Genomic DNA, 14432 nt, shown 5'->3' with positions numbered 1-14432 from the left:
CTTACGGAGCCTACTGATAGTGCGTGTACTTGTCCGACCGACCGTAGACCTTGTCGATCGGGTACTTCTCGGCGGCGAGGGCGAGCTTCTCGCGGAGCGACGACGCCAGGTCGATCCCGCAGACGTCGGCCATCCGGAGGAGGAGCCAGAGGCAGTCGGCGAGCTCGTGGGCGAGGTCGCGGCGCTTTGAGTCGTCGCGGAGATGGGTTTCGATTTCGGCGTCGGTGCGGTAGCGGAAGTGCTCGAGGACTTCGCCGACCTCGATCGCGAGGGCGAGGCCAAGGTCTTTGGGGTTGTGGAACTTCTCCCAGTCGCGTTCTCGGGAGAAGGTCCGCACCCAGGCTTTCAACTCGTCGACGGTCGTTTGTTGGTCCATCGGGCGGAGGTCCTCTCGGCGCGTCACGTGGGGGACTCGGGCTCACCCGTACGACCGTCCTCGCTTTCGACGGGCTTCGGGGAGTGTCCAGTAGCCGCTGGGGGCTGGCGCCATTATGGTCGATAGACCTCGAAGCCGTCGGCGCCGCGCCGATCGTTGGGAATGGGTCGAGGGCGGTTTTCTCGACCAGCTCGGCGCGGCCAGGCGAGATCCTGCTTGAGAGGATATCCCCGGATGCGGATCGCGATCTTGACGAACGAGTACCCACCCCACGTCTATGGGGGGGCGGGCGTCCACGTGGAATATCTCACTCGAGAGCTGGCCAAGGTCGAGCGGGGACACCACTCGGTCGAGATCCTCTGCTTCGGCGACCAGTCGATCGAGGACGGGAACCTGAAGGTCCAGGGCGTCAATCCGAGCTTTACGATCCCGTCTCAGGATCCCCGGCACCGCAAGTTCGCGGACACGATGCTCCGGGACTTGGTGATGGCCGGGATGCTCTCGGACGTCGACATCGTCCACTGCCACACCTGGTACACCCACTTCGCGGGTTGCCTGGTCAAGCAGCTCACCGGCGCCAAGCTCGTGCTCACGACCCACTCCCTGGAGCCGCACCGGCCCTGGAAGGTCGAGCAGCTCGGCTCCGCCTACCACGCGAGCTCGTGGGTTGAGAAGACTGCCTACCAGAATGCCGACGGCGTGATCGCCGTCTCCGCGTCGATGCGCGAGGACGTCCATTCGCTCTATGGCGTGCCGAACGATAAGATCCGCGTCATCCACAACGGCATCGACCCGGACCAGTACAAGCCGACCCCCGACCCGGCGATCCTCAAGGCCTACAAGATCGACCCGACGCGGCCGTTCATCCTCTTCGTGGGCCGGATCACGCGGCAGAAGGGGATCATCCACCTGGTCGAAGCGATCAAGTATCTCAAGCCCGGGATCCAGGTCGTCCTCTGCGCGGGGGCCCCGGATACGGAGGAGATCGGGCGGGAGATGGCCGAACGGATCGAGCACGCGAGGCTCCAAACCTCGAACGAGATCATCTGGATCCCGCAGATCGTCCCCAAGGACGACATCATCACGCTCTACTCACACGCCTCGCTCTTCGTCTGCCCGTCAGTCTACGAGCCGTTCGGAATCATCAACCTCGAGGCGATGGCCTGCGGGACGCCCGTGGTGGCTTCGGCGGTCGGGGGCATCAAAGAGGTCGTCGTCCCGGAGAAGACCGGTCTCCTCGTCCCGTTCGAGCCGGTGGGGCTGACCGACTTCGAACCCGTCGACCCCGACAAGTTCGCCCGAGACCTCGCCTCGGCGATCGACACCCTGCTCGCCGACCCCGAGCGGCTCAAGAAAATGGGCATCCACTCGCGTGAGCGCGTGGAGCACTTCTTCAGTTGGACGAGCATTGCCCGCTGGACGGTCGACTTCTACTGGGATCTCATCCAGGCATGAAGACCTGTCCTGAAACCCGGTTTTGAAGGAAAGCCGGGTTTCGGGGCAGGCGGTTCGCCATTCAACGCGTCTTTGTCGCCCCCGAGGCTCGGGTCGAGTCCTCGCGGACGATGGCGCGATCCACCTCGGCGGTTTGGAGGCTCACCCTGGCGACTCGTAAGGGGTAGGGACGATCCTTCTTGTGCCCGGACCTCGGCGCCTCGGGCTCGAGGATCTCGCTCTCGAGCGTCAGTTCCTGGAGGCCAGCGGGGAGCCGGAACGCGGGGCTGACGAAGCTCTGGAACTCGTAGAGCTCCACGTCCCAGCGGGCCAGGACACGACCTTCGGAGCGGAGGGTCACCCCTCGGCGCCTTCGGATCGCGGCCGCGTCGAGAGAGAGCCGAAGATCCTGGTTGGCGTCGGGGTTATAGATCGCGAGTCGGCCGACCTTGGGGATCATGCTGTTCGCGCGGTCTTGCCAGAGGCCCTGGGCCCGCCACTCGCCGACGTTGATTTGAACGGGGTGCGCGGGGGGAGCGAGCTTCGAGCGGTCGTAGACGATCGTGTCGGAATCCTCGTAGACCTTGCAACTCGAAAGCATGGCCTTGATCCGGTCGAGTCGCACCGGATGCTCGGGCATCGACCCTTCCCACTGGTGGAGGACGACGTAGTCGTATTTGTTGACCGTCAGGTAGAGCCAGAGGAAGTCTTTGAAGTCGAGGTCGGTGTGGATGTTGAAGTCGACTCGCGAGGCGTTTTCGAGGTAATCCTCGTCCGCGAGTCGTTCGGCCTGGAACGGCGAGTTGTGGCCGATCTGGTTGTCCTGATCGACGTTGACGTGCCCGCTGTATCCCGACGAGGTCGTCAGGCGATGGATCGACTGCCAGTAGGTGCAGGCGGCATTCAAGGCTGAGCCGCCGGACCCCATGTGGGGAATCTCGAGGATCGTCGCCTTCGGGTCCTGCTGCTTCAAGAATGCGTAGCAGTCGGGCATCCTCGGGGGTGAAACCTTCCAGAACGGCACCTTCGCCATGTCGGCCACCGCAAGGACGGTCAGGGCGGAGAACACCGCGACGCGGGCGTTCCGGCTCGGTAGCCGGGCCAGGAGGTGTCGCAGTCCCGCCGCCGCCAGGACGCCCGCGAGAACCCCCGCGAAAAGGTTGAACCGCGAAGGGACCCGGGTCATCCGATAGACGGGGAAGTAATCCCAGAGCCAGGCCGAGGGGAGGCTGATGCTCCACCCTCCGACCTTCCACGACGACCCCAACGAGAGCACGACGAGCAACCCGAACGTCATCCACAGATACGAGGCGCGGCGGAGGCCGGCCCGTTGGAATGCGGCGTAGGCCAACAGCAGGATCGTCACCGCCCCGAGGTACGAAGTCCGCTCCCCCGCCGAGGCTCCAAGTGCCTGATACGGGTCGGAGGGGAGGAGCGACCCGAGGAGATGGAGCGAGGTCGGCGTGAGGTAGCTCCAGAGCGGCGATCCGTAGAGGTCGAACTCATCGCGAGGCCGGTCGAGCGAGTGGCCGTGGAACAGGATCCAGAACTGGCTCGAGAACAAGACCAGGAGGCACGGGAGACTCGTCGCCACGAACCCGAGGAACCAGGGCAGTCGACCCTTGATCCAGGCTCGCCACTCGACGCGCCCCGCCTTCGCGACGCTCCAGGCGACGTACAGGGCGGCCGGGAAGATCGCAAAGATCATGAAGTACGCCGCGCTCATCGCCACGAGGACATAGCCGAGCGCCGCCGCCACCATCCTCCGCTTGTTGGGATTGTCGATGAAGTTCATCCAAGCGAGTAGGAAGATCGGGAACCAGCCGACATAGATCAATTCCAGGTGGCCGTTCGCGTGGGCCATCATCGGGGCGCTGAGCATCGCCAGCACGCCGCCGAACGCTGCAGACGCACGGTCGCCGACGACCCGCCAGACCAGGAGCGAGGTCCCTACCCCGGTCAGCACCAGACCCAGGAACCAGATGATGTTGTAGCAGAGGATGTCGTTCGCGAGGAAAAGTGAGAGCGGCAAGTACAGCAAGGCCTGGAAGTGGAGGGCCGAGAAATTCCCGAGGGGTGCCCCGGCGGGGTACTGGAGGTCGGGGCAGTGGAACACCGCACGCCCTTCGAACAAACAGGTCTTGTACCACTTCATGACCCAAAGATGCTGGAGCGAGTCGAAGGCGTCGGGGAGGGCCGTCTGAAACGTGAGGATCGCAGGAAAGGTCGCGATCAAGGCGATCACGGCTTGGAACGCGACGATGAGGATCAACGAATTCCACCCGAGCTTCCCCGCCGCCGGGGCAAGCTCCTCGACGTCCCTATCGTGAGGCATGGTTTCTCATCCTTGAACGCCGAAGGCCGGGTCCGGGGACTCGAACGAGTTCGTCCGATCCCGCGGGAAGGCCGGGGGGGAAGGTACGAGTTCTGGTCCGGGCGCGGGCGCATTGCCCTGCCGGATCATCCACCGCCGGATCCGCGTCGCGATCTCCGTATCGCTTCGCCTATCGGCAGGAACCTGTCGCGCTCTTGAAGCCGATTGCCTGGGATGAGGTTATAACAGGGACGAAGAGGCGAGGGAATTGCGAATCCGAATATGCTCTGAATGGGTTCCTTAGGACTGCAAGGTCGGCATGATCCCTGCAAATCGTCGGGGTTTTTTCCGAAAACCCGGTTTTGGGCGAGTTTATGGGCTAAAGATAGGTCGTGTCCTGGTCAGACGAGGCGTCGGGGTGGGGTACGCGAAAAACCCGGCTTTGTGGAAAAGCCGGGTTTGAAAGGAAAGGGACGAGAATCCTCAGGACCCTCAGAGGTTCCCTTCGATCCCCTGCTGGTGGAAGTAGTGCTCCACTTGGTCCTGGTTCTCGAGGAGCCAGTCGATGGAGGGCTCGTTGTTCATCGCCTTGCGGATGACCTTGGCGGTCGCCTCGCGGTGGACGTCGAAGAGGGCGCGATGGTCGAGCTCGCCGGGGGGGAGGTCGACGACGCTGGGGTCGAGCCAGACCGAGTAGATGATCCCCAGGTCGTTGACCTTGTCCTTGGGCAAGTCGCCGGCGCGGACGGCGTCGAGGACGCCGTTGGCGATCGCGGCCTGGACGGTCCCCATCAGGATGTTCGTGTACCTCGAGTCGTCGACCGTGACCTTGCTGACCATCACCGTCGCCGGGCGGACCTGGACGTCGCTGTTCAGGATCGCGAAGACGCGCGTGTGCCCCTTGACCTGGTCGCCGATCAGGTTTGCGAGGGCGTGGCCGACCGGCCCGTCGAGTTCTCCGATGACCACCTCGGGCTCGGCGCAGAGGTAATCCGCCGAACCCTCGACCAGGGCTTCTCCGGTCCGCAACACGATCCGATCGCTCATGATGTTTCCTCAAAGCAAGAGGCAATGCGACGTCGACGAGGCCGGGGAAATTCGGTCCGATTCCTCGGCGGCGTGATTATCGCAGATCCATCCCCTCGGGCAACCCAACCCCCTGCGCGGCGTCCCCAAGCCCCGGCGACGGGGTTCGCGGGCGCGGCTCGGCCCGCTATGCTGAAGGTTTTGGGGGCGACCCGGGCCGGGTGCCCTCGCCGACGTCTCCGAGTCCGTGGCCGGGAGGATGCCAGCGAAAATGTTCCACTCGAAGAGTTTCGTCGTCGCGACCCGAGGGCGAGGGACGAACGAGATCACCGGGGAGATCGAAGGCGTCGTGCGCGAGGCCGGGATCGAACGGGGGCTATGCCACGTCTTCCTCCACCACACGAGCGCCTCGCTGATCCTTTGCGAGAACGCGGACCCGAGCGTGCGGAGCGACCTCGAGCGCTACTTCGCCCGCCTGGTCCCCGATGGCGACCCAGTCTTCCGCCACACGGCGGAAGGACCCGACGACATGCCTGCGCACGTCCGGTCGATCCTCACTCAGAATTCCCTCGCCATCCCCGTCGCGGACGGCCGCTGCGACCTCGGGACCTGGCAAGGCGTCTACCTATGGGAACATCGGACCGCCCCCCATCGTAGGAAGGTGACGGTCTCGGTCGTGGGCTGAATCAGGCGAGGTTGTCCCGGCCGAACACACGGGCGGTATGCTTTGTCTACGATGCGGAAGGTCGAGGCAGACCCGCAGTAGGTTTCGAGGAATGTCGTCGCGAAAGGATCGGATATGACGATCGTCCAGCGCATGCGAGCCAAACTGACCGAGGCGATGAGGGCGCGTGACGCGACCCGAACGCAATTCCTCCGCTACTGGATCGCCGCCCTCACGAAGAGCGACGGGACGGAGATGTCCGAGACCGAGGCGGTCAACAAGATGCGCGGCGTCCTCAAGGAGGCTAAAGGAGGCACGACGACCTTCACCGCGGAAGAAATCGCGTTACTCCAGGAGTGGGTCCCGCCGAGCTTGACCCAGGAACAGGTCGTCGAACTCCTCGCCCCGTCCCGGGAGGCGATCCATGCCGCAGCGAAGGACGGGATCGCGATGGGGATCGCCATGAAGGCTCTTGCTGGCCAGCAGGTCGACTCGCAAGACGTGAAGGCCGCCGTCGCCTCGATCCGAGGATCAGGCTGACACTTTCCCCCCGACGTCCCTGGATCCTGGGCATGATTCGACCCCCGGCGGCTCGGGAGAGTTTCCTCCCGGATCGGGGACGCCTATGATGGGACATGAATTATCGACGTCCGTCGGGGGCCGGGATGCGGATCGCCGGCCCCCGGGACGCCATCCCCCCCGATCCGAGCGTTTTGGACTTGCTCTCATCAGAATCCTTGAGAGGTTGAGGGGCTACCGAACATGAAGACGCTTTCGGCGTGCGCAACGGTTCTGATCGTGTGTGCCGCGGGCCTGCTGTCGGTCGGTGCCGAACAGGAATTCCCGATCGTCCGCCGCAAGGTCATGAAGACCGATCGCGAGTGGGCGAAGATCCTGACCCGCCCGCAATACCTGGTCACCCGCCTCAAGGAAACCGAGCCGGCGTTCTCGGGCAAGTTGGTGAACAACCACCTCAAGGGGGCGTATCGCTGCGTCTGCTGCGACTCGGACCTCTTCACGTCGCGGACCAAGTTCGACTCCGGGACAGGCTGGCCCAGCTTCTGGAGCCCGATCTCGCAAAAAGCGATCGACACGGCGCTCGACTACCGCGAAGCGGAAGAACGCGTCGAGGTCATGTGCAACACCTGCGGCGCCCACCTCGGCCACGTGTTCAACGACGGCCCTCCCCCCACCGGCCTTCGCTACTGCATGAACTCCCTGGCCCTCAAGTTCGTCAGGGAATCGGCCACCAAAACCGCCGCCAAGACCACGAAGAAGGCCACCTCCAAGACGAAAAAGGGCGAGGCAGCCCCCAAAGAAGATGAGATGTCGAAGGACGAGGCGACATCGAAGGATGACGCAGCCCCGAAGGACGATGCGGCTCCGAAGGACGATGCGGCTCCGAAGGACGATGCGGCTCCGAAGGACGATGCGGCTCCGAAGGACGACGCGGCTCCGAAGGACGACGCGGCTCCGATGGATGAAGGGGCCCCTAAGGACGATTCCAAGTCGAAGGACGAGTCGAAGGATCCTCGGTAGTTCAACCCTCCTCGACGTCCCGCCGAGGACTTCCCACGCACCTTCGACTCGCGAGGCAAGTCATATCCCCCCGGATAGAGACTCCCGGCAGAGCTTGTGGGCGATGCCCGCCCTACGGGAGGCCTAATTCCCCGTAGGGCGGGCATTGTCCAACAATTTATCTGCAAAACACGTTTGCTCTCGATAATGGACGATCGAGATGAAGAGACGGCGGTGTCTTGGTGAGCCGAAGGTGGTCGGCGACCGCGGCAGAAACCCGGTTTTGAAGAAAGAACCGGGTTTCGCGAGATGAGGGGTCACGGCTGAAGGTCGTATTCGCGAATCTTATCGAAGAGCTGTCTTCGGCTGATCCCGAGGCGTTCCGCCGCCTTGGTGCGGTGGCCTCCGCAGGCTTTCAGGGCGGCGGCGATGGCGCGACGTTCGACCTCGGCGAGGAGGGCCCTCAGGGGAAGGGGTTCGCCCGAGGGCTCGATTTCGGGGGGGAGTGGGACCCCGGCGGGATCGTCGACGTCGAGGTGGTCGGGGAGGATCGCACGGCCTCGGGCGGCGATCGCGGCGCGGGCCAGGACGTTCTCGAGCTGGCGGACGTTGCCCGGCCAGGGGCGGGCGATGACCGATGATTTGGCTTCGCTGGTCAATGAGAGGTCGGCCCAGCCGTACTTTCGTTCCAGCCTCCTCAGAATGTGATCGGCGAGGAGCTCGATGTCCTCAGGACGCTCGCGGAGCGGGGGGATCGCGATCCGGATCACGTTGAGGCGGTAGTACAAATCCTCGCGAAAGCGGCCCGCGGCGACTTCCTTCGGGAGGTCGCGATGGGTCGCGGAGACGACCCGTGCGTCGGACTTGAGCGTCTCGGTCCCGCCGACCCGCTCGTATTCCTGACGTTGGAGGACGCGCAAGAGCTTCGCCTGGGCCGCGAGGGGGAGCTCGCCGACTTCGTCGAGGAAGATCGTGCCGCCGGAGGCTCGTTCGAAGCGTCCCGGTCGCTGCCTGTCGGCGCCGGTGAAGGCGCCCCGCTCGTGGCCGAAGAGCTCGCTCTCGATCAGCCCTTCGGGCAAGGCGCCGCAGTTCACTCGAACGAACGGACCCGAGGCCCGGCGCGAGTGACCGTGCAACGCCGAGGCGACCAACTCTTTCCCCGTGCCGCTCTCGCCGAAGACGAGCACGGGCTCGTCGGTCGCGGCGGCGCGGCCGATCGACTTGAAGACCTCGCGCATCGCCGGGCTGCGGCCGATCAACTCGGCCTCATTCGAGGACTCCTCACCGGAGTCGTCCTCGGCCGATCGGCGTAGTGCGCGGACCTCGGCGGCCAGGGCCCGTTGGTGCAGCGCACGGCGGAGGGTCAGTAGGACTTCGTCGAGGTCGAACGGCTTGGCGAGGTAGTCGTAGGCCCCCCGGCGCATCGCTTCGATGGCCGGCGAGGATCCGCCGAACGCGGTGATGACGATCACCGGGAGGTCGTCGAGCATCGGCCCGAGCTCGCCGAGTACGTCGAGGCCGTCGCGTCCGGGCATCTTCAGGTCGAGCAGGACGGCCGAGGGGGTCTCGGCCCGGATCGCCGCGAGTGCGGCCTCGCCATCGGCGGCCTCGGCCGTCCGGTAGCCCTCCGCATGGAGGAGCCGGACGAGGTTCCGGCGGATCGTGTGGTCGTCGTCGACCACGAGGATGAACTCACCGGAGGCCGTCGGATGCGTCCCCATGGGGATCTCCCTTCGCGGAGGGCAGGCTCAAGGTGAAGACCGTGCCGTGACCATTCGGACCGGCCCCTCCCCGGATCTCTCCCCGGTGGGCCAGGGCAATCTCGCGGGCGATGGCCAGGCCCAGCCCGGTCCCGCCCGACTTGGTCGTGTAGAAGGGCTCGAACAGGTGCTCGAGCGTGTCGAGGCCGAGCCCCGGCCCGGTGTCGGCGACGCTCGCCTCGACCGAATTTCCTCGGGGACTTCGTCGGGTCGAGAGCCGAATGGTCCCCCCCTCGGGCATTGCCTGGAGGGCGTTCGTCGTCAGGTTGCGGAAGACCTGCACGAGCGCGGGGGGCGACATCAAGACCTGGGGGAGCGACTTGTCGAGGTCAAGCTCGACGACGACACGCTGGGTCTCGGCCTGGATCCGAGCGAGGCGACCGACTTCCGAAACCACGGCGTTCAGGTCGCCGAGCGTGAGCGTCTGGGCGTCGGCCCTGGTGAACTGCAAGAGCCGGGCGACGATCCCTTCGAGGCGATCGGCCTCGGCGACGAGGTCCGCGAACGACTCGGTGTCGGGCCCGATCCCGCGCTGCCAGAGCTGGACAGTCGACCGGATCCCGGCCAACGGATTCCGCACCTCGTGCGCGACCCCCGCCAGCATCTTGCCGAGCGCGGCGAGACGTTCGGAACGCCGGAGCTCGACCTCGAGCCTCGCCCGCTCGACCGCCTGGCGACGAACCGTCCGGGTCAGGCCCACCATCAAGCCAAGGGCGAGTGCCATCCCTCCGAGAGCAAGCCCGGCCGCCAGTCGATACCCGCGCGTCGAGCGGTCGAGAAAGAGCGGGTCGGCCAACCTCGTCAGCGTCCAGGTCGCCGCGATCACCTGGCCTCGGACGATCACCGGGGCCGTGCGGATCGCCACCGTGTCCGCCTGGACTTCTTCGACCACGAACCGGGGCTCCATCTTCCGCATCGCGGCATGGACCTGGATCTCGATCAGGTCGGCCTCGGGGAGCGGTGGGACGGGCTCGGCTCGGTCGCCGGCTTTCTTCGGTTCGGCCGGGCCCATCGGTCGGGAGGAGCCGACGAACTGCTTGGAGTCGGAAAGGAAGTAGCCCCCTTCGACGCCTCGCATCGGCCGGAGCACGTTGCCGGCCACCTCCCGGAGCCTGCGGTCGAGTTCCCGACGATACTCGGGGTCCACATACTCGAACGGGCTGAGCGGCGAGGATTGGTCGAGGATGGATCGCCCTTCCGCGGCCAGGGCCAGGCCGGCACGCTCGAGGAGACCCTTGGCCGAGGCCCTTCTCCCCTCCCGCTCGATCGCCGACATCGACGTCGACCATAGCGTGAGCAACGCCGCGACGAAGAGCGCGAGCACCACGCCAAGCTGGGCCTTCAATGGTATCGAGACATGGACTCTCGGCATTCCGAACGACCTCATGCTTACGAGTGGCGGCGGCCTCCACAGAGTCTAGCAATCATCGGGCCAAGCCTCGACGAGTCGCGAGACCATCGATTCTCCCGGCAGTTCGGCGGGCGGGCCCCGGCCCACGTTTGGAGTTGGGCGGAATCCCCCCGCTGCTTTCGGGGGGATTCCGCCCAGGACTTGCGGGTTTCGGGCCCAAAGCCCCGAAAACGGCGTGTTTTCGACGTTGGCATCGGTCGTGCGTTACTCCGAGATCGAGGCGACAAATCGTGTCGTCCCACGACAAGAGTTGATGCCAACCAATGTAAAGGAGTGTTGACCATGTGGAAGCTTCTCACGCTGGGAGCCTCGAGCCTTCTCAGCCTGGCCGCGGCCACGTTCCTCCCCCCGCCCGACCCCGAAGGACCGGGTGGACCGCCCCCCCCACCGAAGAAGAAAGAGGCGGGGCCGGAGGGTGACCTTCGAAAGGCCTACGATTTGCTGAGGAGGATCCGGGCCGACAGCCGGTCCACCGGCCGCCCCGAGGAACGGCTCCGCGACTGGACGGATCGGGCCACCAAGCTTTACCGAGAAGGCCTCGGTGCGCTCGAAGCCGGCGACCCTCGGCTCGCCCACGAATACGGCACGGCGTCGCACGACCTTGCCCGGGCGGTGGACCATACCCGAAACGCGGCCCTCTACGACGGACCCGATGTCGAACTCCCCGCCCCCCCCGCAGGCCCCGGCCCCGAAGGTCGCAACGAGCGGCTCGGCTTCGACCTGCGACGGGCCTACGACCGCATCCGCGAGGGGGCCGATGACGAAGGTGGTGCCGAGGCGAAGTACTACCTCGATGCCGCACGAGACCTTTATAACGCCGCGCGTCGCGACGCCGTCGCCGGCCGAGACGAACGTGCCGGGGAACTCGCCCGGGCGGCCGAGGCCCTGACCCACGTCCCCGAGCACCTGGCGCATGCGAAGGGCGAACGCCCCGAGCCCCCGAAGCGCAAGGGCGAACGCCCCAAGGCCAAGCGGAAGGGTGAAGGCCCCGAGCCGAAACGCCCCCCTGCCCCCCCCGACCCCAAGGCGGACCGTGCCGAGGATGACTTGCCCCCTCCCCTGTGATCTCGAGGACGAACGCGCATTTCCCTGTTGATTGATCGAACCGTGTTCACCCAAGCCTGGTCAGGGTCACCTGTGACCTTGAACCGGAATTCCCCCAACCTCGAGTCGCCCGATCCTGTCTCGGGCGCCTCGAGGCCTCTCCTTCGAGCGAGACCTGATCTGATGGACTGGCGTAATCGAGTCGGACTCTATGGCTCGTACTTCCTGGGGATGTCGGGCATCGGGTTCACCCTGCCCTATCTCCCGCTCTACCTCGGCCAGGAGGGGCTCTCCGACCGGGCGATCGGGATCATCTCGACCCTGGCGGCCGTGGCCGGCCTGTTGCAATTCCCGGTCGGGCTCTGGTCCGACCGACTCGGCTGGCGAAAACCGTTCCTGGTGACTTCGCTGATCGTGCTCGCGTTGTCCACCGTGCTCTTGCGAGGGGCACACGGGGTTGTCGCGCTCAGTCTGCTCGTGATCCTGTTCGCCGAGAACGGGATCTGTCGCGCCATCGTCGAGAGCCTCTCGGGCGCCGAGGCCACAGCCCTGGCCCCGAAGGGCCAGGTCGGGGCTGCCCTCGGGGCGCTCCGCTTCTGGAAGCCCATCGGCATCGTCCTCATCGCGCTCCTCGGGAGCTGGCTCTCCGAAAGTTACGGCGTGAAGTCGATCCTGGTCCCCCTCGTCATCGTGCAGGCCCTGTCCGCCGCGCTCTCATTCTTGATCCACGAACCGGCCGGCTCGCGACCCGAGGACCAGTCTCCCGCCCTCGAACCGACGCCCAAGGGAGGATGGATCCCGAAGGACCCGGGACTCTGGGCCTTCGTGGCGGCGATGGTCCTGTATCATTCGGCGAACGCCCCCGGCGGCGTGTATCTCGGCCTGTTCTTGAAGCGAGGTCTGCATGCCTCCGACCGCTGGCTCGCCTATGCGTTCATGGTCAGTATGGTCGCGTGGATGCTGGTCGTCTGGCCGGCGGGCCGTTTGGCCGATCGTATGGGACGCAAGCCGCTCTTGATCGTCGGGTGGGCGGTGATGACGCTGCGGCTCGTTTTCGTCGCCCTGGCCCAGACTCCGACGCAGGTCGTCGCGAACCAGGCGCTCGACGGCCTCTCCAATGGGATCTTCGCCGTGCTCGCCGCGGCCTGGGTCACCGATCGGTTGGCCGACCCGCGACGGGCCGGCGAGGCCCAGGTGATTGTAGGGACGTCCCTGGTGCTTGGTTCCGCCATCGGCCCGGCCCTCTCGGGGCTGGTCGTCGAGTCCCTTGGCTACCGCTCGACGTTCGCCCTGCTGGCGATGATCGGCGCCCTGGGGACGGCGATCGTGGTGACCCTCGTCCCCGAAACGCTTGGCAGCAAGGCTTCGCCCACGCCCTCCTTGACCAACGGGACGAACGCTTCCCTGCCCGAGCTTTCGACCACTCCGTGAACCTGTCCCGAATCCTGTTTTCTTCTTAGAAAACGGGTTTCTGTGGGAGGAGACGGCGACAACCCACGTGAGGGTATGACGACGCCATCCCGCAAGTGGCAGATCGACGTCGAGTGCGTCAGAAGCCCGTTTTCTAAGAAGAAAACAAACTTCGGAACAATCCAATTGATCATAAGCCCGATGACCGAGGAGCTCCCCTGACGTGACCCTGCCCAACGCGACGACCGGCTCGATCCCGCTGGTCTCGACGATCTTCGGACTCACCTACCTCGCGCTGGCGGTCGGCAAGGTGCCCGGCCTCCGGATCGACCGCGCGGGAATTGCGATGGTCGGCGCCTCGGCGATGCTCGCCTGCGGTGCCCTCACTCTCCCCGACGCGGCCCGCGCCGTGGACTACGAGACGCTGATCCTGCTTTTCGGGATGATGACCCTGGTGGCATATCTCCGCATGGCCGGGTTCTTCGCGCTGGCCACCGACTGGATCGCCTCGAAGTTCTACGGCCCTTTCTCTCTCCTGGCCGTGACGATCGCGGTCTCGGGCATCCTCTCGGCCTTCCTCGTGAACGACGTGGTCTGCGTCGCGCTGACGCCTCTGGTCCTCCACCTCTGCCAGCGTCTGGGACGCCCGCCAATCCCCTACCTCGTCGGCCTGGCGACCGCCTCGAACGTCGGTTCGGTCGCCACGATCACCGGGAATCCTCAAAATATCATCATCGGGACCCTCTCCCGAATCTCGTACCTCGACTTCGCCATGCACCTCGCTCCGATCGCGATCCTCGGCCTGGGCTTCAACTTCCTGGTTGTGGCCGCCGTCTACAGGAAGACTCTCGCCGCCTCGAGGGGACGCACGGTTGCCGTCCAAGGGCCCCGGCCCCGGGTCCATCGGGGGCTGCTCATCAAAAGCATCATCGTGACGCTCGTCACGGTCGCCTGCTTCTTCGCGGGGAAGCCGATCGCGCTCGTGGCCCTCGGGGCGGCGGCGATCATGATGCTCGACCGGGTCCGCAGGGAAAAGGTTTATTCGTCGATCGACTGGCCGCTCTTATTGATGTTCACGGGATTGTTCGTCGTCGTCCACGCCTTCGAGGTCCACGTCGTCCGGACCTGGGGCCTGGACCAGTGGCGCGCGATCCTGGACTCTCCGGTCGTCCTCGTCAGCTTGCTCTCGGTCGCGCTCTCCAACCTCGTCTCGAACGTCCCGGCCGTGCTCTTGTTCGAACCTTTGATGCGGGTCATGCCCCAACAGGAGCTCGCCTGGCTGGCGCTCGCGATGTCGAGCACCCTGGCGGGGAACCTGACGGTGCTCGGCTCGGTGGCGAACTTGATCGTGGTCGAGAACGCCCGACGCGCCGGGACGGAACTCGGGTTCGTCGAGTACCTGAAGGTCGGGATCCCGCTCACGATCGTGACGACGGCCACGGGGATCGTCTGGTTGTTGCTCGTCCGCTACTGAA

General features: G+C 65.6%; 12 protein-coding genes. 7 read left to right on the top strand and 5 right to left on the bottom strand.

All coding sequences use genetic code 11. The features are described 5' to 3' along the window. Positions 1-10: 10 nt before the first annotated feature. Positions 11-376, bottom strand: a complete 366-nt coding sequence (locus ACYOEI_RS02245) for a nucleotide pyrophosphohydrolase (RefSeq protein WP_462847634.1) — start codon at positions 374-376, stop codon at positions 11-13. 234 nt (positions 377-610) lie between these two features. Here ACYOEI_RS02245 and glgA point away from each other — a divergent pair, with 234 nt between their 5' ends. Continuing rightward, complete coding sequence (glgA, locus tag ACYOEI_RS02240; protein WP_462847633.1) at positions 611-1831, top strand: glycogen synthase; 1221 nt, start codon at positions 611-613, stop codon at positions 1829-1831. 61 nt (positions 1832-1892) lie between these two features. Here glgA and ACYOEI_RS02235 read toward each other — a convergent pair whose 3' ends face one another. Both ACYOEI_RS02235 and fae read right to left on the bottom strand, forming a co-directional pair. After that, positions 1893-4145: a DUF6311 domain-containing protein gene (locus ACYOEI_RS02235; protein WP_462847632.1), complete on the bottom strand. Its 2253-nt coding sequence runs from the start codon at positions 4143-4145 to the stop codon at positions 1893-1895. 471 nt (positions 4146-4616) lie between these two features. Beyond that, positions 4617-5171, bottom strand: a complete 555-nt coding sequence (gene fae / locus ACYOEI_RS02230) for a formaldehyde-activating enzyme (protein WP_462847631.1) — start codon at positions 5169-5171, stop codon at positions 4617-4619. Positions 5172-5421: 250 nt separating this feature from the next. Here fae and ACYOEI_RS02225 point away from each other — a divergent pair, with 250 nt between their 5' ends. From ACYOEI_RS02225 to msrB, 3 genes are all read left to right on the top strand, one after another. Continuing rightward, positions 5422-5835 carry a secondary thiamine-phosphate synthase enzyme YjbQ gene (locus ACYOEI_RS02225; RefSeq protein WP_462847630.1) on the top strand — a complete coding sequence of 138 codons (414 nt, stop codon included), beginning with the start codon at positions 5422-5424 and terminating at the stop codon, positions 5833-5835. A gap of 132 nt (positions 5836-5967) precedes the next feature. Then, positions 5968-6354: a GatB/YqeY domain-containing protein gene (locus tag ACYOEI_RS02220; RefSeq protein WP_462847629.1), complete on the top strand. Its 387-nt coding sequence runs from the start codon at positions 5968-5970 to the stop codon at positions 6352-6354. A gap of 222 nt (positions 6355-6576) precedes the next feature. Continuing rightward, positions 6577-7353: a peptide-methionine (R)-S-oxide reductase MsrB gene (gene msrB / locus ACYOEI_RS02215; RefSeq protein WP_462847628.1), complete on the top strand. Its 777-nt coding sequence runs from the start codon at positions 6577-6579 to the stop codon at positions 7351-7353. Positions 7354-7649: 296 nt separating this feature from the next. On the opposite strand, the gene ACYOEI_RS02210 is transcribed toward msrB, so the two are convergent. Beyond that, positions 7650-9053 carry a sigma-54-dependent transcriptional regulator gene (locus ACYOEI_RS02210; protein WP_462847627.1) on the bottom strand — a complete coding sequence of 468 codons (1404 nt, stop codon included), beginning with the start codon at positions 9051-9053 and terminating at the stop codon, positions 7650-7652. After that, positions 9025-10464, bottom strand: a complete 1440-nt coding sequence (locus ACYOEI_RS02205; RefSeq protein WP_462847626.1) for an ATP-binding protein — start codon at positions 10462-10464, stop codon at positions 9025-9027. The genes ACYOEI_RS02210 and ACYOEI_RS02205 overlap by 29 nt, the downstream gene beginning before the upstream one ends. 321 nt (positions 10465-10785) lie before the next feature. On the opposite strand from ACYOEI_RS02205, the gene ACYOEI_RS02200 reads away from it, so the two are divergent. The 3 genes from ACYOEI_RS02200 (at position 10786) to ACYOEI_RS02190 (ending at position 14431) form a co-directional block, all read left to right on the top strand. Beyond that, positions 10786-11568 carry a hypothetical protein gene (locus ACYOEI_RS02200; RefSeq protein ID WP_462847625.1) on the top strand — a complete coding sequence of 261 codons (783 nt, stop codon included), beginning with the start codon at positions 10786-10788 and terminating at the stop codon, positions 11566-11568. Positions 11569-11730: 162 nt separating this feature from the next. Further along, positions 11731-12978, top strand: coding sequence for an MFS transporter (locus ACYOEI_RS02195; RefSeq protein WP_462847624.1), 1248 nt, complete (start codon positions 11731-11733; stop codon positions 12976-12978). Positions 12979-13180: 202 nt separating this feature from the next. Continuing rightward, positions 13181-14431 carry an anion transporter gene (locus ACYOEI_RS02190; protein WP_462847623.1) on the top strand — a complete coding sequence of 417 codons (1251 nt, stop codon included), beginning with the start codon at positions 13181-13183 and terminating at the stop codon, positions 14429-14431. Position 14432: the final 1 nt, after the last annotated feature.

This window comes from Singulisphaera rosea, assembly GCF_054877945.1.
The sequence above is the reverse complement of the archived record's forward strand: the minus strand, read 5'-3'. Positions and strand labels throughout refer to the sequence as shown.